At 44.1% G+C, this 21,759-nt stretch carries 31 protein-coding genes; all 31 read right to left on the bottom strand.

Features of this window, described 5'->3' with window-relative positions; translation table 11 throughout:
- Positions 1 to 21: 21 nt before the first annotated feature.
- Positions 22 to 768, bottom strand: coding sequence for a type I methionyl aminopeptidase (map, locus tag J6600_RS00840; protein ID WP_007410408.1), 747 nt, complete (start codon positions 766 to 768; stop codon positions 22 to 24).
- The gene (locus J6600_RS00835; protein ID WP_007410407.1) at positions 765 to 1,418 is read right to left on the bottom strand and encodes an adenylate kinase; all 654 of its coding nucleotides are present in this window, start codon (positions 1,416 to 1,418) and stop codon (positions 765 to 767) included. Before J6600_RS00835 ends, map begins: the two co-directional genes overlap by 4 nt.
- A 51-nt stretch (positions 1,419 to 1,469) precedes the next feature.
- Positions 1,470 to 2,765, bottom strand: coding sequence for a preprotein translocase subunit SecY (gene secY / locus J6600_RS00830; protein ID WP_007410406.1), 1,296 nt, complete (start codon positions 2,763 to 2,765; stop codon positions 1,470 to 1,472).
- Between the two features lies 1 nt (position 2,766).
- Positions 2,767 to 3,207, bottom strand: coding sequence for a 50S ribosomal protein L15 (gene rplO / locus J6600_RS00825; protein ID WP_003156499.1), 441 nt, complete (start codon positions 3,205 to 3,207; stop codon positions 2,767 to 2,769).
- 30 nt (positions 3,208 to 3,237) lie between these two features.
- Positions 3,238 to 3,417: a 50S ribosomal protein L30 gene (gene rpmD / locus J6600_RS00820; protein ID WP_003156497.1), complete on the bottom strand. Its 180-nt coding sequence runs from the start codon at positions 3,415 to 3,417 to the stop codon at positions 3,238 to 3,240.
- 13 nt (positions 3,418 to 3,430) lie between these two features.
- Positions 3,431 to 3,931, bottom strand: a complete 501-nt coding sequence (rpsE, locus tag J6600_RS00815; protein WP_003156493.1) for a 30S ribosomal protein S5 — start codon at positions 3,929 to 3,931, stop codon at positions 3,431 to 3,433.
- A 24-nt stretch (positions 3,932 to 3,955) separates the two neighbouring features.
- Positions 3,956 to 4,318 (bottom strand): 50S ribosomal protein L18, encoded by a 363-nt coding sequence (gene rplR, locus J6600_RS00810; protein ID WP_003156492.1) that lies wholly within the window; start codon positions 4,316 to 4,318, stop codon positions 3,956 to 3,958.
- 34 nt (positions 4,319 to 4,352) lie between these two features.
- Positions 4,353 to 4,892: a 50S ribosomal protein L6 gene (rplF, locus tag J6600_RS00805; protein WP_209387822.1), complete on the bottom strand. Its 540-nt coding sequence runs from the start codon at positions 4,890 to 4,892 to the stop codon at positions 4,353 to 4,355.
- A gap of 30 nt (positions 4,893 to 4,922) precedes the next feature.
- Positions 4,923 to 5,321 carry a 30S ribosomal protein S8 gene (gene rpsH, locus J6600_RS00800; RefSeq protein WP_003156489.1) on the bottom strand — a complete coding sequence of 133 codons (399 nt, stop codon included), beginning with the start codon at positions 5,319 to 5,321 and terminating at the stop codon, positions 4,923 to 4,925.
- Between the two features lie 31 nt (positions 5,322 to 5,352).
- Positions 5,353 to 5,538, bottom strand: a complete 186-nt coding sequence (rpsN, locus tag J6600_RS00795; RefSeq protein ID WP_003156488.1) for a 30S ribosomal protein S14 — start codon at positions 5,536 to 5,538, stop codon at positions 5,353 to 5,355.
- A gap of 22 nt (positions 5,539 to 5,560) precedes the next feature.
- On the bottom strand, positions 5,561 to 6,100 hold the full coding sequence (gene rplE, locus J6600_RS00790) for a 50S ribosomal protein L5 (RefSeq protein ID WP_003156487.1): 540 nt from the start codon (positions 6,098 to 6,100) through the stop codon (positions 5,561 to 5,563).
- A gap of 26 nt (positions 6,101 to 6,126) precedes the next feature.
- Complete coding sequence (gene rplX, locus J6600_RS00785; RefSeq protein WP_003156486.1) at positions 6,127 to 6,438, bottom strand: 50S ribosomal protein L24; 312 nt, start codon at positions 6,436 to 6,438, stop codon at positions 6,127 to 6,129.
- Between the two features lie 36 nt (positions 6,439 to 6,474).
- Positions 6,475 to 6,843 carry a 50S ribosomal protein L14 gene (rplN, locus tag J6600_RS00780; protein WP_007410404.1) on the bottom strand — a complete coding sequence of 123 codons (369 nt, stop codon included), beginning with the start codon at positions 6,841 to 6,843 and terminating at the stop codon, positions 6,475 to 6,477.
- 40 nt (positions 6,844 to 6,883) lie between these two features.
- Positions 6,884 to 7,147: a 30S ribosomal protein S17 gene (gene rpsQ, locus J6600_RS00775; RefSeq protein WP_003156484.1), complete on the bottom strand. Its 264-nt coding sequence runs from the start codon at positions 7,145 to 7,147 to the stop codon at positions 6,884 to 6,886.
- A 22-nt stretch (positions 7,148 to 7,169) separates the two neighbouring features.
- A complete protein-coding gene (gene rpmC, locus J6600_RS00770; protein WP_003156482.1) occupies positions 7,170 to 7,370 on the bottom strand; it encodes a 50S ribosomal protein L29 in 201 nt (66 codons plus the stop codon).
- Positions 7,360 to 7,794 (bottom strand): 50S ribosomal protein L16, encoded by a 435-nt coding sequence (gene rplP, locus J6600_RS00765; protein ID WP_003156478.1) that lies wholly within the window; start codon positions 7,792 to 7,794, stop codon positions 7,360 to 7,362. Before rplP ends, rpmC begins: the two co-directional genes overlap by 11 nt.
- A gap of 1 nt (position 7,795) precedes the next feature.
- The gene (rpsC, locus tag J6600_RS00760) at positions 7,796 to 8,452 is read right to left on the bottom strand and encodes a 30S ribosomal protein S3 (protein WP_003156476.1); all 657 of its coding nucleotides are present in this window, start codon (positions 8,450 to 8,452) and stop codon (positions 7,796 to 7,798) included.
- 3 nt (positions 8,453 to 8,455) lie between these two features.
- Positions 8,456 to 8,797, bottom strand: a complete 342-nt coding sequence (rplV, locus tag J6600_RS00755; protein ID WP_003156475.1) for a 50S ribosomal protein L22 — start codon at positions 8,795 to 8,797, stop codon at positions 8,456 to 8,458.
- A 16-nt stretch (positions 8,798 to 8,813) separates the two neighbouring features.
- Positions 8,814 to 9,092 carry a 30S ribosomal protein S19 gene (rpsS, locus tag J6600_RS00750; RefSeq protein WP_003156472.1) on the bottom strand — a complete coding sequence of 93 codons (279 nt, stop codon included), beginning with the start codon at positions 9,090 to 9,092 and terminating at the stop codon, positions 8,814 to 8,816.
- A gap of 57 nt (positions 9,093 to 9,149) precedes the next feature.
- Positions 9,150 to 9,983, bottom strand: a complete 834-nt coding sequence (rplB, locus tag J6600_RS00745) for a 50S ribosomal protein L2 (RefSeq protein ID WP_003156470.1) — start codon at positions 9,981 to 9,983, stop codon at positions 9,150 to 9,152.
- Positions 9,984 to 10,014: 31 nt separating this feature from the next.
- Positions 10,015 to 10,302: a 50S ribosomal protein L23 gene (gene rplW, locus J6600_RS00740; protein WP_003156467.1), complete on the bottom strand. Its 288-nt coding sequence runs from the start codon at positions 10,300 to 10,302 to the stop codon at positions 10,015 to 10,017.
- Positions 10,302 to 10,925: a 50S ribosomal protein L4 gene (gene rplD / locus J6600_RS00735; RefSeq protein WP_007615239.1), complete on the bottom strand. Its 624-nt coding sequence runs from the start codon at positions 10,923 to 10,925 to the stop codon at positions 10,302 to 10,304. Before rplD ends, rplW begins: the two co-directional genes overlap by 1 nt.
- Positions 10,926 to 10,952: 27 nt before the next feature.
- Entirely contained in the window at positions 10,953 to 11,582 is a 630-nt protein-coding gene (rplC, locus tag J6600_RS00730) for a 50S ribosomal protein L3 (protein ID WP_007410402.1), read from the bottom strand.
- A 39-nt stretch (positions 11,583 to 11,621) separates the two neighbouring features.
- On the bottom strand, positions 11,622 to 11,930 hold the full coding sequence (rpsJ, locus tag J6600_RS00725) for a 30S ribosomal protein S10 (protein ID WP_003156464.1): 309 nt from the start codon (positions 11,928 to 11,930) through the stop codon (positions 11,622 to 11,624).
- Between the two features lie 248 nt (positions 11,931 to 12,178).
- Positions 12,179 to 13,144 carry an alpha/beta fold hydrolase gene (locus tag J6600_RS00720; protein ID WP_209387821.1) on the bottom strand — a complete coding sequence of 322 codons (966 nt, stop codon included), beginning with the start codon at positions 13,142 to 13,144 and terminating at the stop codon, positions 12,179 to 12,181.
- A gap of 103 nt (positions 13,145 to 13,247) precedes the next feature.
- Positions 13,248 to 14,438: an elongation factor Tu gene (gene tuf / locus J6600_RS00715; protein WP_007410400.1), complete on the bottom strand. Its 1,191-nt coding sequence runs from the start codon at positions 14,436 to 14,438 to the stop codon at positions 13,248 to 13,250.
- A 119-nt stretch (positions 14,439 to 14,557) separates the two neighbouring features.
- Complete coding sequence (gene fusA, locus J6600_RS00710; protein WP_007410399.1) at positions 14,558 to 16,636, bottom strand: elongation factor G; 2,079 nt, start codon at positions 16,634 to 16,636, stop codon at positions 14,558 to 14,560.
- Between the two features lie 52 nt (positions 16,637 to 16,688).
- Entirely contained in the window at positions 16,689 to 17,159 is a 471-nt protein-coding gene (gene rpsG / locus J6600_RS00705; RefSeq protein WP_003156447.1) for a 30S ribosomal protein S7, read from the bottom strand.
- Positions 17,160 to 17,198: 39 nt separating this feature from the next.
- Complete coding sequence (gene rpsL / locus J6600_RS00700) at positions 17,199 to 17,615, bottom strand: 30S ribosomal protein S12 (protein WP_003156445.1); 417 nt, start codon at positions 17,613 to 17,615, stop codon at positions 17,199 to 17,201.
- A gap of 115 nt (positions 17,616 to 17,730) precedes the next feature.
- Complete coding sequence (locus tag J6600_RS00695; protein WP_003156443.1) at positions 17,731 to 17,979, bottom strand: 50S ribosomal protein L7ae-like protein; 249 nt, start codon at positions 17,977 to 17,979, stop codon at positions 17,731 to 17,733.
- A 168-nt stretch (positions 17,980 to 18,147) separates the two neighbouring features.
- Complete coding sequence (gene rpoC, locus J6600_RS00690; protein ID WP_007410398.1) at positions 18,148 to 21,747, bottom strand: DNA-directed RNA polymerase subunit beta'; 3,600 nt, start codon at positions 21,745 to 21,747, stop codon at positions 18,148 to 18,150.
- Between the last annotated feature and the right edge of the window lie 12 nt (positions 21,748 to 21,759).

Raw genomic sequence — 21,759 nt, 5'->3', positions numbered from 1 at the left:
TCATGGAATTCATTTCATCATCTAGACTTTTGTCAGTATATCAAAACCCGTTTCCGTAATCGCAATCGTATGTTCAAAATGAGCACACTTTTTCCCATCTACCGTTACAACCGTCCAGTTATCAGCCAATGTTTTCACATATCGGCTGCCAGCGTTAACCATCGGTTCTATAGCGAGAACCATACCAGGCTTCAGCCTAGGTCCTTTGTTTGGCGGACCGTAATGAGGAATTTGCGGATCCTCATGCAAGTCTTGACCAACACCATGTCCGACATACTCCCTAACAACTGAAAACTGCTCATTTTCGACATACGTTTGTATTGCGTGGGAAATATTCGACAAACGTTCACCTGGTTTTGCTTCCTTCAAGCCTTTATATAAAGACTCCTCTGTCACTTCCAGCAGTCGTTTATCATCATCACTGATGTTTCCTACCGGATATGTCCAAGCAGAGTCACCATGATAACCATTTAATTTAGCACCGATATCAATGCTGATAATGTCACCGTCACGCAAAACCCTTTTACCGGGAATTCCGTGAACGAGTTCTTCATTAACTGATACACAAATGCTCCCGCGAAACCCATTATACCCCTTAAAAGATGGGATTGCACCCTGCTTCTCAATAAAACGTTCGGCAATTTGATCCAATTCTTTTGTCGAGATCCCTGGTTTAATGTGCTTTTTCATCTCTTCATGAGTCAAAGCCACGATTCGCCCTGCTTCCCGCATGATGCCAAGCTCACGAGGGGTCTTACAGATAATCATTTGCTCAATCCTCCAAGAAGCTCTTTCACATCTTTGTACACGTCGTTAATGTCCTGCTGGCCATTGACGTTGACAAGATACCCTTTCTCAGAATAAAAATCGAGTAAAGGCTGAGTCTGCTTCATGTTGACCTCAAGCCGTTTTGAGACGGTTTCCTCATTATCATCTGCCCGTTGATAAAGGTCTCCTCCGTCTTTATCACAAACACCCGGCGTTTTCGGCGGATTGAAAACCAAATGATAGGTTGTGCCGCAAACACTGCAAATTCTGCGTCCAGTCAAACGTTCCATTAAAGAGTCTTTGTCTACTTTAATGTTAATGACATAATCAATCGGCTTGCCGTATTCCTCAAGAATGTTTTCAAGAGCTTCAGCCTGAGCGACTGTTCGCGGAAATCCGTCCAGAAGAAAACCTCTTTCACAATCATCTTTGCCGAGTCTTTCTTTGACAATGCCGATTGTGACTTCGTCCGGTACGAGCTCGCCTTTATCAATATAAGACTTTGCTTCGAGTCCGAGTGGTGTTTCTTCTTTCATAGCAGCACGGAACATATCTCCCGTTGAGATATGAGGTATCCCATAATCCTCAACAATTCGTTCTCCCTGTGTGCCTTTACCGGCTCCAGGAAGTCCCATTAAGACTAAGTTCATTCGGATTTCCCCCGTCCTCTCTTATTTAGAGGAATGGTTAAAACCAGTCCTCTAATTTTTCATAAATCCTCGGTAATTACGTTTCACTAACTGGCTCTCCAGCTGCTTCATTGTCTCCAAGGCTACCCCGACGACAATTAACAATGATGTTCCGCCAATCTGTGCACTTTGAGGCAATCCAGCGAATTGAATGAAAAAGATAGGAAGAATGGAAATCACGGCTAAGAATATAGAACCCACAAACGTAAGTCGATACAAAATGCTCGTAATTCTATCTTGAGTCATTTTCCCTGGACGAACCCCCGGGATATAGCCACCCTGTTTTTTAAGGTTATCAGCCATTTGTTCAGGGTTTACCTGCACAAAAGCATAGAAGTACGTAAAGGCGATAATTAATGCGACATAAACCGCCATGCCCACCGGATGTGTATTGTCAAAGTTGGCTTGAATCCACTTTGTCACATCGTTTTCTCCGAAAAATGACGCGATAGTACGCGGCGTAATAAGAAACGCAACCGCAAAGATTACCGGAATAACCCCTGCCGGATTCACTTTAAGCGGAAGGTGAGTTGACTGGCCTCCGCCAACAGGTGAACGACCTTGCCCTTTTGCATATTGAATCGCGATTTTGCGTACGGCCTGCTGAATGAAAATAACACCAACAATAACGGCCAAAATCGCAATCACCAGTAAAGCGATTTTTACAATATGAATAAACAGCTGATCGCTGCTGCCGACAAATTGAGTCTCATAAATCTGCCCAACAGTTTTCGGAATACTAGCCACAATCCCCGCGAAGATGATGATCGAAATTCCGTTACCTACTCCATTGGAAGTAATTTGTTCTCCCAGCCACATTAAAAAAGCAGTTCCTCCAGTGAGTACTAAAGCAATAATCAGATATGTCGATATGCCGGATTTTTCAATCAGCATACCGTTTGCAAGGTTGTTAAACCCGTAAGACATACCTAATGCCTGGATAAAACCAAGCACAATCGTAAAATATCTCGTGAACTGAGCTAATTTACGGCGGCCGACTTCACCTTGCTTAGACCACTCGGTAAACTTCGGCACAACATCCATCTGAAGCAGCTGGATGATGATTGAAGCAGTGATGTAAGGCGTAATTCCCATCGCAAAAATGGAGAACTGATAAAGCGCACCGCCGCCAAATGTATTAAGGAGATCAAAAACCCCCATCGAACTTTGTGTCTGCAACGCCTGAGCATTTACATATGGCACAGGGATAAACGCACCTATGCGAAAGACGATTAGCATGAGTAATGTAAAAATGATTTTATTCCGAATATCACTCACACGCATAAAGTTGGAGATTGTCTTAAACAAGTTAGATCACCTCAGCTGTACCGCCAGCAGCTTCAACAGCTTCTTTCGCAGAAGCAGAGAATTTATTGGCTTTTACAGTTAATTTTTTCTCTAATTTACCGTTGCCAAGAATCTTTACTCCTGCATTAAGTTTGCTAATAACACCAGTCTCAAGAAGAAGTTCAGGAGTGACTTCCGTTCCTTCCGCAAAACCGTTCAATTTGTCTACGTTCACAATAGCGTATTCCTTACGGTTGATGTTTGTAAAACCGCGTTTAGGAAGACGTTGGAATAAAGGCATTTGTCCCCCCTCGAATCCAGGGCGTACACCGCCGCCAGAACGAGCGTTTTGACCTTTGTGACCTTTACCAGCTGTTTTACCGTTACCAGAACCAATACCACGACCTACGCGATTGCGTACTTTACGTGAACCTTCTGAAGGCTTTAATTCATGAAGTTTCATTAGGACACCTCCTTAGCCTATAATTTATTTTTATTGTTCTTTAACAGAAACTAGATGAGATACTTTATTAATCATACCGCGGATCGCAGCGTTATCTTCATGAACAACAGTTTGGTTTGTTTTCTTTAAACCAAGTGTTCTTACAGTAACGCGCTGATCTTCCGGGCGACCGATTACACTGCGTTTGAGGGTGATTTCTAATTTAGCCATTAATGTTCCCTCCTTATCCTAACAGTTCTTCTACAGATTTTCCACGAAGCTTCGCAACCTCTTCGGCACGTTTAAGCTCACTTAAACCTTGAAGTGTTGCACGGATCATGTTGATCGGTGTGTTAGAACCTAAAGACTTAGAAAGGATATCAGCAACGCCAGCAAGCTCAAGTACCGCACGTACAGGGCCTCCAGCGATAACTCCAGTACCTTCAGAAGCAGGTTTCAACAAGATATTGCCTGCACCGAAACGTCCGATGATTTCGTGTGGAATCGTAGTTCCAACCATTGGTACTTCAATCAAATTCTTTTTCGCATCTTCAACAGCTTTGCGGATTGCTTCAGGTACTTCTTGTGCTTTACCAGTACCGAAACCTACGTGACCGTTTTTGTCACCGACAACGACTAGAGCTGCGAAACGGAAACGACGACCACCTTTAACAACTTTCGCTACGCGGTTAACCGTAACTAAGCGTTCTTCTAACTCTAATTTGCTTGGGTCAATACGACGCATAATCATGTGTCCCTCCTTTTTTTATTAAAATTTCAGTCCGGCTTCACGAGCTGCATCGGCCAGAGCTTTTACACGTCCATGGTATAAGTATCCGCCGCGGTCAAATACTACGTCAGAAACACCTTTCTCAGAAGCGCGTTTCGCAACGAGTTCACCGACTTTAGCAGCAGCAGCGCTGTCACCAGTGCTTTCCACGTTCAAATCTTTATCGAGAGTAGAGGCACTAGCAAGTGTAACGCCATTTACATCATCGATGATTTGAGCATAAATGTGTTTGTTTGAACGGAACACATTCAGACGAGGTCTTTCAGCTGTGCCTGAAAGTTTAGCACGAACACGGGCATGTCTTTTTTGACGAGCAGCATTTTTGCTAGTTTTCGTAATCATCCTTAGGTCACTCCTTTCTTCACTTTAAGCGGTCTTACTTAGCAGATTTACCTTCTTTACGGCGAACAACTTCACCTTCGTAGCGGATTCCTTTACCTTTGTAAGGCTCTGGAGAACGTACAGCGCGGATGTTAGCAGCGATAGCTCCTACACGCTCTTTGTCTGTACCTTTTACAACTACTTTAGTTTGAGAAGGAACTTCGATTTCGATGCCCTCTTCAGGAACGATCTCAACAGGGTGAGAGTATCCAACGTTTAAAACAAGTTTGTTTCCGGATTTAGCCGCACGATAACCGACACCGACTAATTCCAAACCTCTTTCAAATCCTTTAGATACGCCTTCAACCATGTTTCCAAGCAGACTGCGAGTCGTACCATGCAGCGCACGGTGCTCTTTGTGATCAGAAGGACGAGTAACTGTAAGCACGTTGTCCTCAATTTTGATTTCCATTTCAGGATGGAAAGTACGAGTTAATTCTCCTTTTGGTCCTTTTACAGCTACAGTGTTGCCTTCGTTCAGCGTTACTGTAACTCCAGAAGGGATCTCAAGCAGTTTTTTTCCTACACGAGACATACTAAAACACCTCCATTCTTGTTAAACTTCTTACCAAACGTATGCTAGAACTTCTCCACCAGCTTGTTTTGCACGGGCTTCTTTGTCCGTTAAAACACCTTGTGATGTAGAAATAATCGCGATTCCAAGACCGTTAAGTACGCGAGGTACTTCATTTGATTTAGCGTATACACGCAAACCTGGTTTGCTGATTCTTTTAAGACCAGTGATAACGCGCTCGTTGTTTTGTCCGTATTTCAAGAAAACGCGGATGATACCTTGTTTGCTGTCTTCTACGAACTCAACGTCACGAATGAAACCTTCACGCTTTAAAATGTCAGCAATTTCTCTTTTCAATTTAGAAGCAGGAATTTCAAGCTTCTCATGACGTACCATGTTTGCATTGCGAATACGAGTCAGCATATCTGCAATTGGATCTGTCATAACCATTATATAATTACCTCCTTCCCATTCTTGGGGATTACCAGCTGGCTTTTTTCACGCCAGGAATTTGTCCTTTATATGCAAGCTCACGGAAACAAATACGGCAAAGTTTAAATTTACGAATGACTGAGTGCGGACGTCCGCAGCGTTCACAGCGAGTGTACTCTTGCACTTTAAACTTTGGTGTACGTTGTTGTTTCGCAATCATTGACTTTTTAGCCACGATTTCGCCTCCCTTTCATTGATTATTTCTGGAACGGCATACCTACTTGAGTTAATAGCTCACGAGCCTCTTCGTCAGAGTTAGCAGTCGTTACGATAACGATGTCCATTCCGCGAACCTTTGTTACTTTATCGTAGTCAATTTCAGGGAAGATTAACTGTTCTTTAATACCAAGAGTGTAGTTTCCGCGACCGTCGAAAGATTTCTTAGAAATCCCGCGGAAGTCACGTACACGCGGTAAAGATACAGAAATAAGTTTATCAAGGAAATCATACATGCGCTCTCCGCGAAGAGTTACTTTCGCACCGATAGGCATTCCCTCACGAAGACGGAATCCAGCAATTGATTTCTTCGCACGAGTAACGACAGGTTTTTGACCTGCGATAAACGTTAATTCTTCAACAGCACTGTCGATTGCTTTCGCGTTTTGAACAGCATCACCAACACCCATGTTGATTACGATTTTTTCGATTTTTGGCACCTGCATAACAGAGTCGTAGTTGAACTTCGTCATTAAAGCAGGTGAAATTTCTTTATTGTACTTTTCTTTAAGGCGGTTCATGAGATAGACCTCCCTTCCTTTAAATACTATTTATCTAAGACTTGCCCAGATTTTTTTGCAACACGAACTTTTTTGCCATCTTCCACTTTGTATCCTACGCGAGTCACTTCACCTGTTTTAGGATCGAGCGGCATAACGTTTGATACATGAATTGGCGCCTCTTGATTAGAAATACCGCCTTGAGGGTTTGCTTGAGTTGGTTTAGAGTGCTTCTTCACCATGTTTACGCCCTCAACTAGAACGCGGTCCTTTTTAGGGAAAGCAGCAAGGATCGTACCTTGTTTGCCTTTATCTTTACCAGAGATAACCATTACTTTATCGCCTTTTTTCACATGCATCCTGATCGCACCTCCTTGAGTAAGGCATTTATTTCATTAGATAACTTCTGGAGCCAGAGAAACAATTTTCATGAAGTTGTTTTCACGTAATTCACGGGCAACCGGTCCGAAGATACGAGTTCCACGCGGGCTCTTGTCGTCACGGATGATAACACATGCATTCTCATCGAAGCTGATGTATGATCCGTCAGTTCTGCGTGCTCCGCTTTTTGTGCGAACGATAACAGCTCTTACGACTTCACCTTTTTTGACAACGCCTCCTGGTGTTGCTTGTTTAACCGTGCAAACAATTACATCACCAATGTTAGCCGTTTTACGTCCAGAACCGCCAAGAACTTTAATAGTAAGTACCTCACGCGCACCGGAGTTGTCAGCAACTTTTAAACGAGTCTCTTGTTGAATCATTATTTGTTACCTCCCTTCGGAAAAAGAATTCCGAACTTTATTAGATAATAACAGCTTCTTCGACAACTTCTACTAGACGAAAACGCTTAGTTGCAGATAATGGACGAGTTTCCATGATCTTTACGATGTCTCCGATTTTAGCTTGGTTATTTTCATCATGTGCTTTGAATTTCTTTGAGTATTTTACGCGTTTACCGTAAATAGGATCCTTTTTGTATGTTTCAACAACAACAGTGATGGTTTTATCCATTTTGTCAGAAACAACACGGCCTTGGTAAACTTTGCGTTGGTTACGTTCGCTCATGCTCACGACCTCCCCTCAGTGATTATTTGTTGGCAGCAATTTCTCTTTCACGAATCACAGTTTTCATGCGCGCGATAGCTTTGCGCACTTCACGAATGCGAGCAGTATTTTCAAGTTGTCCTGTCGCTAATTGAAAGCGAAGATTGAAAAGTTCTTCTTTAAGAGACTTTACTTTTTGTTCAATTTCAGCAGTGGTAAGGTCACGAATTTCATTAGCTTTCATTTGATTCACCACCAATTTCTTCACGTTTTACGAACTTCGTTTTAATTGGCAATTTGTGAGATGCAAGACGAAGAGCTTCACGAGCTACCTCTTCAGACACACCAGAAATTTCAAATAAAACTTTGCCCGGTTTTACAACAGCTACCCAGCCTTCAGGAGCCCCTTTACCGGAACCCATCCGTACCTCAAGCGGTTTAGCAGTGTAAGGTTTTGAAGGGAAAATTTTAATCCAAACTTTACCGCCACGTTTCATGTAACGAGTCATCGCAATACGTGCAGCTTCGATTTGGCGGTTCGTGATCCAAGAAGCTTCAAGAGCCTGGATACCGTACTCACCAAAATGTACTTCAGTACCGCCTTTAGCGCGACCGCGCATTTTTCCGCGGTGCTCTCTGCGATATTTAACGCGTTTTGGTAATAACATATTATTTTCCTCCTTCCTCAGTTTTCTTCTTAGTAGGAAGAACCTCTCCACGATAGATCCAGACTTTTACACCAAGCTTACCGTAAGTTGTGTCAGCTTCAGATGTTGCATAGTCGATGTCAGCACGTAAAGTGTGCAATGGAACAGTTCCTTCACTGTAGTATTCAGAACGAGCAATGTCAGCTCCGCCAAGACGGCCAGAAACCATTGTTTTCACACCTTGTGCTCCAGCACGCATAGTGCGTTGGATTTGTTGTTTCTGCGCACGGCGGAAAGAAATACGGTTTTCTAGTTGACGAGCGATGTTGTCAGCTACAAGCTGAGCATCAAGATCTGCTCTTTTGATTTCAAGAATGTTAATGTGTACACGCTTGCCAGTAAGGCTGTTAAGGGCTTTACGAAGTGCTTCAACTTCAGATCCGCCTTTACCGATTACCATACCAGGCTTAGCAGTGTGGATCGTAATGTTAACGCGGTTTGCTGCGCGCTCGATTTCTACTTTAGAAACAGAAGCGTCAGAAAGGCGTTTGCTAATGAATTCACGAATTTTTAAATCTTCGTGCAGGAAGTCAGCGTAATCTTTACCAGCGTACCACTTAGATTCCCAATCACGAATGACTCCGATACGAAGACCGACTGGATTTACCTTTTGACCCACTACTTATCCCTCCTTCTTTTCTGATACAACGATTGTAATGTGGCTCGTACGTTTGTTGATTTGGCTCGCACGTCCCATAGCACGCGGGCGGAATCTTTTTAACGTTGGGCCTTCGTCAACAAATGCCTGAGAAATAACCAGATTGTTAGCGTCCATCTCGTAGTTGTGCTCAGCATTTGCGATAGCAGATTTTAAAACTTTTTCGATGATCGGAGAAGCAGCTCTCGGAGTTAAATTCAGGATAGATACTGCTTCGCCTACTTGCTTACCTCGAATCAGGTCCATTACTAGACGTGCTTTACGAGGAGCAATACGGACTGTTCTTGCAACAGCTTTAGCTTGCATTTAAAAGCCTCCTCTCTTAGCGTCTTGTTTTTTTATCGTCACTGGCGTGGCCTTTGTAAGTACGAGTCGGTGCGAATTCGCCCAACTTGTGGCCTACCATGTCTTCAGAAATGAATACAGGCACGTGTTTACGTCCGTCATATACTGCGATAGTGTGACCGATAAATTGTGGGAAAATAGTTGAACGGCGAGACCAAGTTTTTACAACTTGTTTCTTGTCCGTTTCATTTAATTTCTCGATTTTTGTCATCAAGTGTCCATCGACAAATGGTCCTTTTTTCAAGCTGCGAGCCATTTTGGAACCTCCCTTCGTGATTGCACTACGGTCCGAAATGAACCGTAGACAACCCCGTTATTTATTTTTACGACGACGTACGATAAATTTATCAGATTTGTTCTTTTTCTTACGTGTCTTGAATCCAAGAGTCGGTTTGCCCCAAGGAGACATTGGTGATTTACGTCCGATTGGCGCGCGACCTTCACCACCACCGTGCGGGTGATCGTTAGGGTTCATTACAGAACCGCGGACTGTAGGGCGGATGCCTTTCCAGCGAGAGCGTCCTGCTTTACCAACGTTGATCAGTTCGTGCTGCTCGTTACCTACTTGACCGATAGAAGCGCGGCAAGCAGAAAGGATCATGCGAACTTCACCAGAGTTAAGACGTACAAGAACGTATTTGCCTTCTTTACCAAGAACCTGAGCAGATGTACCAGCTGAACGTACAAGCTGTCCGCCTTTACCAGGTTTTAATTCAATGTTATGCACAACTGTACCAACAGGGATGTTGATAAGCGGAAGTGCGTTACCTACTTTGATGTCAGCTTCAGGGCCGGACATGATTTCAGTACCTACTTGAATTCCTTTTGGTGCAAGAATGTAACGTTTTTCTCCGTCTACATAGTTGATTAGTGCAATGTTAGCTGAACGGTTTGGATCGTACTCAACTGTAGCAACGCGTCCAGGTATACCATCTTTATCGCGTTTGAAGTCGATAACACGGTATTGGCGTTTGTGTCCGCCACCTTGGTGACGTACAGTCAATTTACCTTGGTTGTTACGTCCGCCTTTTTTGTGAAGGGGCGCAAGCAAGGATTTTTCCGGCTGGTCAGTCGTGATTTCAGCAAAATCTGAAGTTGTCATGCCACGACGTCCGTTAGAGGTCGGTTTATACTTTTTAATCGCCATTTTGAATTTCCCTCCTTCTTTTTACAGATAATTAAGCTTCAAAAATTTCGATTTCTTTGCTGTCTGCAGTAAGTTTTACGATCGCTTTTCTGCGACGGCTAGTCATACCAGTGTAGCGGCCGACACGTTTTGATTTCCCTTTGTAGTTCATGATGTTGACTTTGTCAACTTTCACTCCAAAGATACTTTCAACTGCATCTTTCACTTCTGTTTTATTAGCTCTTACATCAACTTCAAAAGTATATTTTTTTTCAGTCATTAAATCAGCAGAACGTTCAGTAATGACGGGGCGCTTAAGAACATCACGAGGATCTTTCATTATGCAAGCACCTCCTCTACTTTTTCAACCGCAGCTTTTGTAATCAGAAGCTTCTCGTGGTTGACAACGTCTAACACGTTGATTCCGTTAGCTTGAACAACTGTAACTCCAGGGATGTTGCGTGCAGAAAGAGATACTGCTTCGTTTGCATCCGCAGTTACGATTAAAGCTTTTTTCTCAACAGATAATCCTTTAAGGATAGCTGCCATTTCTTTTGTTTTAACCGTATCAAGAGTAAGATCTTCAAGAACAATAATGTTGTTGTCGTTCACTTTAGAAGACAATACTGATTTGATTGCCAAGCGGCGAACTTTTTTAGGTAATTTGTAAGAATAGCTGCGTGGTGTTGGGCCGAATACGACACCACCTCCGCGCCATTGCGGTGAACGGATTGAACCTTGACGGGCACGACCTGTACCTTTTTGACGCCATGGTTTGCGACCTCCGCCGCGTACTTCAGAACGATTTTTTACTTTGTGAGATCCTTGACGTAAGGAAGCTCTTTGCATAAGAATAGCGTCGAATACTACGCTCTCATTTGGCTCAATTCCAAATACAGAAGCGTTTAATTCGATATCACCAGCAGTAGAACCGTTTTGGTTGTATAATGCTACTTTTGGCATGATCAATTTCCTCCTTTCCTAAGAGACTTATTTAGATTTAACAGCACTTTTAACAGTGATTAAAGTTTTTCTCGCACCAGGTACGTTACCTTTAATCAAAAGAAGATTGCGCTCAGCATCTACTTTTACGATTTCAAGGTTTTGGACAGTGATTTGATCTCCGCCCATGCGTCCAGGTAATAGTTTACCTTTGAATACACGGTTAGGATCTACAGGTCCCATTGAACCAGGACGACGGTGGTAGCGTGAACCGTGAGACATAGGTCCGCGAGATTGTCCGTGGCGCTTGATTGCACCTTGGAAACCTTTACCTTTAGATACTCCTGTTACATCTACGATTTCTCCTGCAGAGAAAATTTCAACCTTGACTTCCTGACCAATTTCATACGCATCCATATCCACGCCGCGTAATTCTTTAACGAAGCGCTTAGGAGCAGTTTCCGCTTTTGCAACGTGTCCTTTTTCCGGTTTGTTTGAAAGCTTTTCACGCTTATCGTCAAAACCAAGCTGGATCGCTTCATAGCCATCATTTTCAGCTGTTTTCTTTTGAAGAACAACGTTTGGAGCTGCTTCAATAACAGTTACCGGGATAAGATCACCGTTCTCTGCGAATACTTGCGTCATACCAATTTTTCTTCCTAAGATTCCTTTGGTCATTCGTCACACCTCCTATTAAGATCATTCTATATTTTAGAATTAAAGTTTGATTTCGATATCGACACCAGATGGTAAGTCTAATCGCATGAGAGCATCAACAGTTTGTGGTGTTGGGTTCACAATGTCGATTAAACGTTTATGTGTACGCATTTCAAATTGCTCACGAGAATCTTTGTATTTGTGCACCGCACGAAGGATTGTGTAAACTGATTTTTCAGTTGGCAACGGAATCGGACCAGATACGCTGGCACCAGAACGTTTTGCCGTTTCAACAATCTTCTCTGCAGATTGATCAAGGATTCTATGATCATATGCTTTTAAACGAATACGAATTTTTTGTTTTGCCATTATTTTCCCTCCTTTTCGCCTACATCACGTTAGACAGTTCTCCGTGAGAAAAACCTGATCACCTTGCCATGGCAAAGCGGCCGGGTGTGTCAGCAACCTCTCACTTCATCGCAGTCAAAGACCAACATACACTATTATACAGAAAATAGACGTATGTTGCAAGGTTTATTTAAAGAACCTTGTGGTTTTCACACTTTGATTATTATACAGGTGATACCATGATTAATCAAGGATATGCCTGTTTTCTTTCAGAGATGGAACGATGCGAACCGGCTGACAACTTCGGCAAAGCGATCCGGTTCCTCCAAGTGAGGCGAATGGGCTGAGTTCTCAAACCAATGCCATTCTTTATACGGCGCATCAACCTTCTGATAATATTCATAAGACGTCGTCCCCGGGACCGTCAAATCGTATCTCCCTGACATAAAACAGCACGGTATTATAATAGAAGAAACTGATTCTCCGGCATCAAAGAAAATGAGATCCTCCCACAGATGTTTCAGGCTGAACATTTGTCCCTTCGCGGCTAAGAAGCTCCCTCTCACACCGTACGGTTCACCAAACAGCATTCGCCCCCCTGCTTTAAGAGCGCCGATCGGATGATGGGTAAAGCCCCCTCCCCTCATCTCGATACAAAGCAGAAACAACGTTCGCTGCAGCTGTTTCTCCCATGGAGGCGCTCCGATAAAGCTCAGCGTCTTTTCCAGCAGGAAATGTTTGCGTTGCCTGCTCCATTCCATCATCAGCCGGTAAGCTTCCGTTTCTTCCTTTTGGATATTAACCACCTGACTGATACCGATATACCCATAATACAAATCAGGTCTTTCTCGAAGAACATGAAGCGCCAGAACTGACCCCCACGAATAGCCGGCGATATATATTTTTTGCCTGCTGAATTGCTTGCATAAGCGTTCGGTCAAATGAATGGTATCGGCTGTCAGCTGATCCAAAGTCATAGATGAACCCGGAATTTCCTTTGAATAAGAGAGACCCGCCCCTCTCTGATCCCAGTTCACAACGGTGAAATGCTTTTCCAGCTTATTCTGGTATTTTCTCGCATAGCCGATTTGAGGCGTGCCGGGACCGCCGTGCAAAAATAAAAGCAGCGGATTACTCCTGTCATCACCATTAATCATAGTGGTTTGTTCACTGCCATTAATCAGCAATTGCTGAAGCATTGAAATACGATTGGTTTTCTTGAAGTTATCGTTCATCACTCTGCTCCTAAAATTTGTATACGTTCTATTATACATGGAATCAGCGGGGAAACAAAAAAACGAGGCCCCATAAGGGACCCCGCATTAATGAACGAGTCGATTACTCAGTGATTGTAGAAACAACGCCTGAACCAACTGTACGTCCGCCTTCACGAATAGAGAAACGAGTTCCTTCTTCGATAGCGATTGTAGAGATAAGTTCAACGATCATTTCAGTGTTATCTCCAGGCATAACCATTTCTACGCCTTCTGGAAGATTGATGATACCAGTTACGTCAGTTGTACGGAAGTAGAACTGAGGACGGTAGTTAGAGAAGAATGGAGTATGACGTCCACCCTCTTCTTTAGAAAGAACGTAAACTTCAGCTTTGAATTTGCTGTGTGGAGTGATTGTACCTGGTTTAGCAAGTACTTGTCCACGTTGGATGTCTTCACGAGCTACACCGCGAAGAAGTGCACCGATGTTGTCTCCAGCTTCAGCGTAGTCAAGAAGCTTACGGAACATTTCAACACCTGTAACAGTTGTTTTGCTGTTTTCTTCTTGAAGACCGATGATTTCAACTTCGTCACCGACTTTAACTTGTCCGCGTTCTACACGGCCAGTAGCAACTGTACCACGACCAGTGATTGAGAATACGTCCTCAACTGGCATCATGAATGGTTTGTCAGTGTCACGTTCTGGAGTTGGGATGTACTCATCAACTGCAGCCATAAGTTCAAGAATTTTTTCTTCGTACTCAGCATCGCCTTCAAGAGCTTTAAGAGCAGAACCTTTAACAACTGGTACATCATCACCAGGGAAGTCGTATTCGCTAAGAAGATCGCGAACTTCCATTTCAACAAGCTCAAGAAGCTCTTCGTCGTCTACCATGTCGCATTTGTTAAGGAATACTACGATGTATGGTACACCAACGTTTTTAGAAAGAAGGATGTGCTCACGAGTTTGTGGCATTGGGCCATCAGCAGCAGATACTACAAGGATAGCTCCGTCCATTTGCGCAGCACCAGTGATCATGTTTTTAACATAGTCAGCGTGTCCTGGGCAGTCAACGTGTGCATAGTGACGAGTGTCAGTTTCGTACTCAACGTGTGCAGTAGAGATTGTGATACCGCGCTCACGTTCTTCTGGAGCACCATCAATTTGATCGTACGCCATAGCTGTACCTTTACCAGATTTCTTATGAAGTACTGTTGAGATAGCAGCAGTTAATGTTGTTTTACCATGGTCAACGTGTCCAATTGTACCGATATTGGCATGTGATTTGGAACGGTCGAATTTTTCTTTAGCCATTCTAAAATCCTCCTTAAGAGCTTTTAATTAGTAATGTATAGAGTGATAGAAAGTGAAAGCAAGCTTTCACTCCCTCATCTTACAATAGTAGTTATACTTGAGTTAAGTGGCAAAATCAATTATTCGCCTTTATTTTTTTTGATAATTTCTTCAGCGATGCTCTTCGGCACTTCTTCGTAGTGATCCATGAACATTGTGAACGTACCGCGTCCTTGCGTGTTAGAACGAAGGGCAGTAGCGTAACCGAACATTTCAGCAAGAGGTACCATCGCACGCACAACTTGAGCGTTACCGCGAGCTTCCATACCTTCTACGCGTCCGCGACGAGAAGTAACATCACCCATGATGTCTCCCATGTATTCTTCAGGAATAACAACTTCAACTTTCATGATTGGTTCAAGAAGAACTGGGTTACATTTGCTGACTGCATTTTTCAATGCCATAGAAGCAGCGACTTTAAACGCCATTTCATTTGAGTCAACATCATGGTAAGATCCATCAAAAAGTTTCGCCTTGATGTCGATTAGCGGGAATCCGGCTAGGACACCATTTTCAAGAGAGTCTTCAAGACCTGCTTGTACGGCTGGGATGTATTCACGAGGAACAACACCACCGACGATTGCGTTTTCGAATTCAAAGCCAGCGCCTTCTTCGTTCGGTTCAAATTCGATCCAAACGTGACCGAACTGACCGCGTCCGCCTGATTGACGTACGAATTTACCTTCAACTTTTGCACCGGTACGGAATGTCTCACGGTACGCAACTTGAGGAGCACCAACGTTAGCTTCAACTTTGAACTCACGCTTCATACGATCAACAATGATATCAAGGTGAAGCTCACCCATACCAGAGATGATTGTTTGACCCGTTTCAGGGTTTGTTTGTGTACGGAATGTAGGATCTTCTTCAGCAAGTTTCGCTAAAGCGATACCCATTTTATCTTGGTCAGCTTTTGATTTAGGCTCAATCGCTACGTCGATAACAGGCTCTGGGAATTCCATTGATTCAAGGATTACAAGATCCTTCTCATCACATAGAGTATCTCCAGTAGAAGTATCTTTTAGACCTACAGCAGCTGCGATGTCTCCAGCGTAAACAGTAGAGATCTCTTCACGGCTGTTAGCGTGCATTTGAAGGATACGTCCTACGCGCTCACGCTTGCCTTTTGTAGAGTTCTTTACATATGAACCGGAATCAAGTGTACCGGAATATACGCGGAAGAATGTCAGCTTACCGACATAAGGGTCAGTCATAACTTTAAATGCAAGTGCAGAGAACGGCTCTTCATCAGAAGAATGACGAACGATCTCTTCATCTGTATCAGGACGTACACCTTTGATTGCAGCAACATCAGTTGGCGCAGGAAGGTAGTCAAGAACAGCATCAAGTACAAGCTGAACACCTTTGTTTTTGAAAGCAGAACCAACAAGTACAGGGTAGAATTCAACATTCAGTGTACCTTTACGGATAGCAGCTTTCAGTTCAGGGATAGTGATTTCTTCACCTTCAAGGTACTTTTCCATAAGCTCTTCATCAAGCTCAGCTACAGCTTCAATCAGGCTGCTGCGAAGCTCTTCAGCTTGCTCTTTGTACTCTTCAGGGATTTCTTTCGCATCTGAACGAGTTCCAAGGTCATCTTCGTAGAAATACGCAACGTTTTCTACTAAGTCGATGATACCTTCGAAGTTGTCTTCAGCGCCGATCGGCAATTGAATTGCGTGAGCGTTAGCTTGAAGACGGTCTCTTAAAGTGCCTACAGAGTAAAGGAAGTCTGCGCCGATTTTGTCCATTTTGTTGACAAATACAACACGCGGTACTCCGTAAGTTGTTGCTTGGCGCCATACTGTTTCTGTCTGAGGCTCAACACCTGATTGAGCATCAAGTACGGCAACCGCACCATCAAGTACACGGAGTGAACGTTCAACTTCAACTGTGAAGTCTACGTGTCCCGGTGTATCGATGATGTTTACACGGTAACCTTTCCACTGTGCAGTCGTTGCTGCAGAAGTGATTGTGATACCGCGTTCTTGTTCCTGCTCCATCCAGTCCATTTGCGAAGCACCTTCGTGAGTTTCGCCAATTTTGTGGATACGGCCTGTGTAGAACAAGATCCGTTCTGTAGTAGTCGTTTTACCGGCATCGATGTGAGCCATGATCCCGATATTACGAGTTTTTTCTAAGGAGAACTCTCTTGCCATTGGGTAATTTCTCCTTCCTTATTAGGGAATTATTATTTTGATTATATGAATCCTACCAGCGGTAGTGAGCAAATGCTTTGTTCGCTTCTGCCATCTTGTGAGTGTCTTCACGTTTCTTAACGGCAGCACCAGTGTTGTTAGCTGCATCAAGAATTTCGTTAGCCAGGCGCTCTTCCATTGTTTTTTCTCCGCGAAGACGCGCATAGTTAACCAACCAGCGAAGACCAAGAGTTGTACGGCGTTCAGGACGAACTTCTACAGGCACTTGGTAGTTAGCTCCACCTACACGGCGTGCTTTTACTTCAAGTACAGGCATGATGTTTTTCAATGCTTGTTCGAAAACCTCCATTGCATCATTGCCAGTGCGTTCTTTAATGATATCGAATGACTTGTATAGGATTGTTTGAGATTTACCTTTTTTACCGTCGATCATCATTTTGTTGATCAGGCGGGATACCAGCTTAGAGTTGTAAAGCGGATCAGGTAAAACATCTCTTTTTGCTACAGGACCTTTACGTGGCATCTGAATATCCTCCCTTCATAGTTTTAATGATTTATTTGATTACTTTGCTTTAGGACGTTTCGTACCGTATTTAGAACGGCCTTGCGCACGGTTTTCAACTCCGGCAGTATCAAGCGCGCCACGAACGATGTGGTAGCGTACCCCCGGTAAGTCTTTTACACGTCCGCCGCGGATCAGTACAACGCTGTGCTCTTGCAGGTTGTGACCGATACCAGGAATGTAGGCAGTAACCTCGATTCCGTTAGTCAAACGAACACGAGCGTATTTACGAAGTGCTGAGTTCGGTTTTTTCGGTGTCATTGTACCCACACGAGTACATACCCCGCGTTTTTGTGGAGAAGATACGTTAGTGTGCTCTTTTTTAAAGCTGTTGTATCCTTTGTTTAGTGCAGGTGACTTAGAGTTTTCAACTTTGCTCACGCGTCCCTTGCGAATTAGCTGATTAATTGTAGGCATGTTGTGTTCCTCCCTTCATTACGTTTTATAACCCACATACCCAGGTGGTTCATCATTAGGCAAAAAACAATGTCTTTACACAAGATTGATATCTTATATAAAAACAAAAAGTACGCTATAACATAATGGCAACAGCTGCTGCTCCCACTTCAATTCCGCAGGCTTTGCCGAGCTTTTTCATGGAATCCACCATACAGACAGCGGTATTTTGGTTCTTTGCAAGCTGGATAACGCCAGCCGTAAGAACTGAATCCGCGTCTTTTGCCACGACGACTTCCTTCACTGAACCTCGTTTTAGAGCTTTCACTGTTTGCTTCGTACCAATAATAATTGATTTGGCCTGTGATACTTTATCATAAGACATAAACATATCCTCCAAAGTAACAGGTTTTATTTCGAGCACCTTGGTTATATTATCACTCTGCGGGACGGATGTCAACAACGTATGACATTTTTTAGTGCAGTCCCCCGCCAGAATAATTGTAATACTGAGGAAAAGCTGTCGAAACAGCCTTTCCTGCAGCAGTTTCTGTTATTCAGCCGGAACCATATCTTCCGAAGGCTGAACGTTTGAAACAGGTTTTACTTTTCTGTAATTCATCATACCGGTACCGGCCGGAACCAGTTTACCGATGATAACATTCTCTTTCAGGCCGAGAAGTTCATCGCGCTTGCCTTTAATCGCAGCATCAGTAAGAACGCGTGTTGTTTCTTGGAATGATGCGGCAGACAAGAATGAATCCGTCTCGAGTGAAGCTTTCGTGATACCGAGAAGGACAGGACGTCCTGTAGCAGGTCGATTGCCTTCAAGCAGCACTTTTTTGTTCGCTTCTGTGAATTGGTGAATATCAAGCAATGTGCCAGGGAGAACATCAGTATCTCCGGCATCGATCACACGGACTTTGCGAAGCATCTGGCGAACCATTACTTCTACGTGTTTATCGCCGATTTCAACCCCCTGCATACGGTAAACCTTCTGAACCTCATGCAGAAGATATTCCTGAACCGTTGTCAGGTCAGTGACTTTAAGAAGTTCTTTCGGATCGATAGAACCTTCTGTCAGCACTTGACCGCGGGTAATCTGATCACCCTCAGCCACTTTCAGGCGTGAGTTGTAAGGTGCCGTGTATGAACGTGTCTCAACAGCGCCCTGAACAACAATCTCCTGCTGTTTGTCGCGTACTTCATTGATTTCGGCAATTGTACCGTCAATTTCAGAAATCGTCGCTTGACCTTTCGGATTACGCGCTTCGAAAAGCTCCTGGATACGCGGAAGACCTTGTGTGATATCGTCTCCGGCAACCCCGCCTGTGTGGAACGTACGCATCGTTAACTGTGTTCCAGGCTCACCGATAGATTGAGCGGCGATAATACCTACTGCTTCACCGACTTCAACATCAGTTCCGGTTGCAAGGTTACGTCCGTAGCATCGTTTACATACACCATGAGGAGTGTTACATGTGAACGCGGAACGGATCCACACTTCTTCGATTCCGGCTTCAACGATTTCCAGCGCTTTATCTTCATCGATCAATTCATTTTCGTTAATGAGCACAGCACCCGTTTCAGGATGTTTGATCTGTTTTCTGGCGAAACGTCCGATCAGACGCTCTTCCAGACGCTCGATGATTTCCGTGCCTTCTTTGAGCGGTTTTGCAAGAATACCGCGGTCTGTTCCGCAATCTGTTTCACGAATGATAACATCCTGCGCAACATCAACAAGACGGCGTGTAAGGTAACCTGAGTCAGCTGTTTTCAGGGCGGTATCGGCAAGACCTTTACGCGCACCGTGAGTGGAGATAAAGTACTCCAATACTGTCAGACCTTCACGGAAACTTGATTTAATCGGCAATTCAATGATTCGTCCAGCCGGGTTGGCCATCAGACCGCGCATACCCGCAAGCTGTGTAAAGTTAGATGCATTACCACGGGCTCCTGAGTCACTCATCATGTAGATCGGGTTGACTTCGTCTAATGATTTCATCAGTTTGCCTTGGATAACATCTTTCGCTGAACTCCAAATTGAAATGACTCTTTCATAACGTTCTTCTTCGGTGATTAAACCGCGTCTGAACTGTTTCAGGACATTATCAACTTTGCTTTGTGCTTCTTCAAGGATTTCCTGTTTGTCATCGAGAACGACGATATCAGAAACCCCTACTGTGATGCCGGCTTTCGTTGAATATCTGAAACCGAGGTTTTTCATGCGGTCAAGCATTTTAGACGTTTCCGTGATATGGAATCGTTTAAAGATTTCCGCGATGATTTTACCGAGAATGCCTTTTTTAAACGGTGCGTTGATCGGCTGCTCAGCAATCACAGCTTTTACGTCAGCACCTTTATCTAAGAAGAAACGGTCAGGTGTCTTCTCTTCAATGTTGCTCTTCGTTGGTTCATTCATGTAAGGGAATGATTCCGGAAGAATTTCATTGAAGACGAGCTTACCGACAGTTGTAATTAACAATTTTGAACGCTGTTCTTCAGTAAATGTCACATTCTTAAGGGAGTTCGCTGCAACAGCTACTCTCGTATGAAGGTGAACATAACCGTTTTGATAAGCAAGAAGCGCTTCGTCTGTATTCTTGAAGACCATACCCTCGCCGACTGCTCCGGCGCGCTCAAGCGTCAGGTAGTAGTTTCCTAATACCATATCCTGAGACGGCGTAACAACCGGTTTACCATCTTTAGGGTTCAAGATGTTTTGGGCTGCAAGCATCAGAATACGTGCTTCAGCTTGAGCCTCAGCTGATAAAGGTACGTGAACCGCCATTTGGTCACCGTCAAAGTCAGCGTTATAAGCTGTACATACTAACGGGTGAAGACGGATGGCGCGTCCTTCAACAAGCGTCGGTTCGAAAGCCTGGATACCTAATCTGTGAAGAGTAGGGGCACGGTTCAGTAAGACCGGATGCTCCTTAATGACAGATTCAAGTACGTCCCATACTTCAGGCTGCACGCGTTCGATTTTGCGTTTTGCGCTCTTGATATTGTGAGCAAGGCCTTTTTCAACAAGCTCTTTCATGACGAAAGGCTTGAAGAGCTCAAGCGCCATTTCCTTCGGCAAACCGCACTGATACATTTTCAGATGCGGACCTACGACGATAACGGAACGTCCTGAGTAGTCTACACGTTTACCGAGAAGGTTCTGACGGAAACGCCCTTGTTTCCCTTTCAGCATGTGAGAAAGAGATTTAAGCGGACGGTTACCCGGTCCGGTAACCGGACGGCCGCGTCGTCCGTTGTCAATCAGAGCATCGACTGCTTCCTGAAGCATACGTTTTTCGTTCTGAACGATGATGCTTGGCGCGCCGAGGTCTAACAGACGTTTTAAACGGTTATTACGGTTGATGACACGACGGTAAAGGTCGTTCAGGTCAGACGTTGCGAAACGTCCGCCGTCAAGCTGAACCATCGGTCTTAATTCAGGCGGAATAACCGGAAGCACGTCGAGGATCATCCAAGACGGCTTGTTTCCTGAATTACGGAAGGCTTCAAGCACTTCAAGGCGTTTGATCGCACGTGTACGGCGCTGTCCTTGAGAAGTCTTCAGCTCTTCTTTTAACATATCAACTTCTTTGACAAGGTCGATGTCCTGCAGAAGTTTATTAATGGCTTCCGCACCCATAGAGGCTTGGAATTTATTTCCGTACTTATCCAGATACGCACGGTATTCCTTTTCAGATAAAAGCTGTTTCTTTTCGAGCGGTGTATTGGCCGGGTCAGTTACGACGTAAGAAGCAAAGTAAATAACTTCTTCCAGCGCACGCGGTGACATATCCAATACAAGACCCATACGGCTCGGAATACCTTTGAAATACCAAATGTGAGAAACCGGGGCAGCCAGTTCAATATGCCCCATTCTCTCACGACGGACTTTAGCCCGCGTTACTTCAACTCCGCAACGGTCACAAACTACGCCTTTATAACGAACCCGCTTGTACTTGCCGCAATGACATTCCCAGTCCTTAGTCGGTCCGAAAATGCGTTCGCAGAACAGGCCGTCCTTTTCAGGTTTCAATGTACGATAGTTTATCGTTTCAGGCTTTTTCACTTCACCAAAAGACCATGAACGGATTTTATCCGGTGAAGCAAGACCGATGTTCATATACTCAAAATTGTTCACATCTAGCAAGGGGCCTACCTC

The sequence above is a fragment of the Bacillus sp. LJBV19 genome (assembly GCF_017797845.1).
Classification (GTDB): Bacteria; Bacillota; Bacilli; order Bacillales; family Bacillaceae; genus Bacillus; species Bacillus velezensis.
Note: the sequence above shows the minus strand (reverse complement) of the source record. Positions and strands in the feature narration are given on the sequence as shown.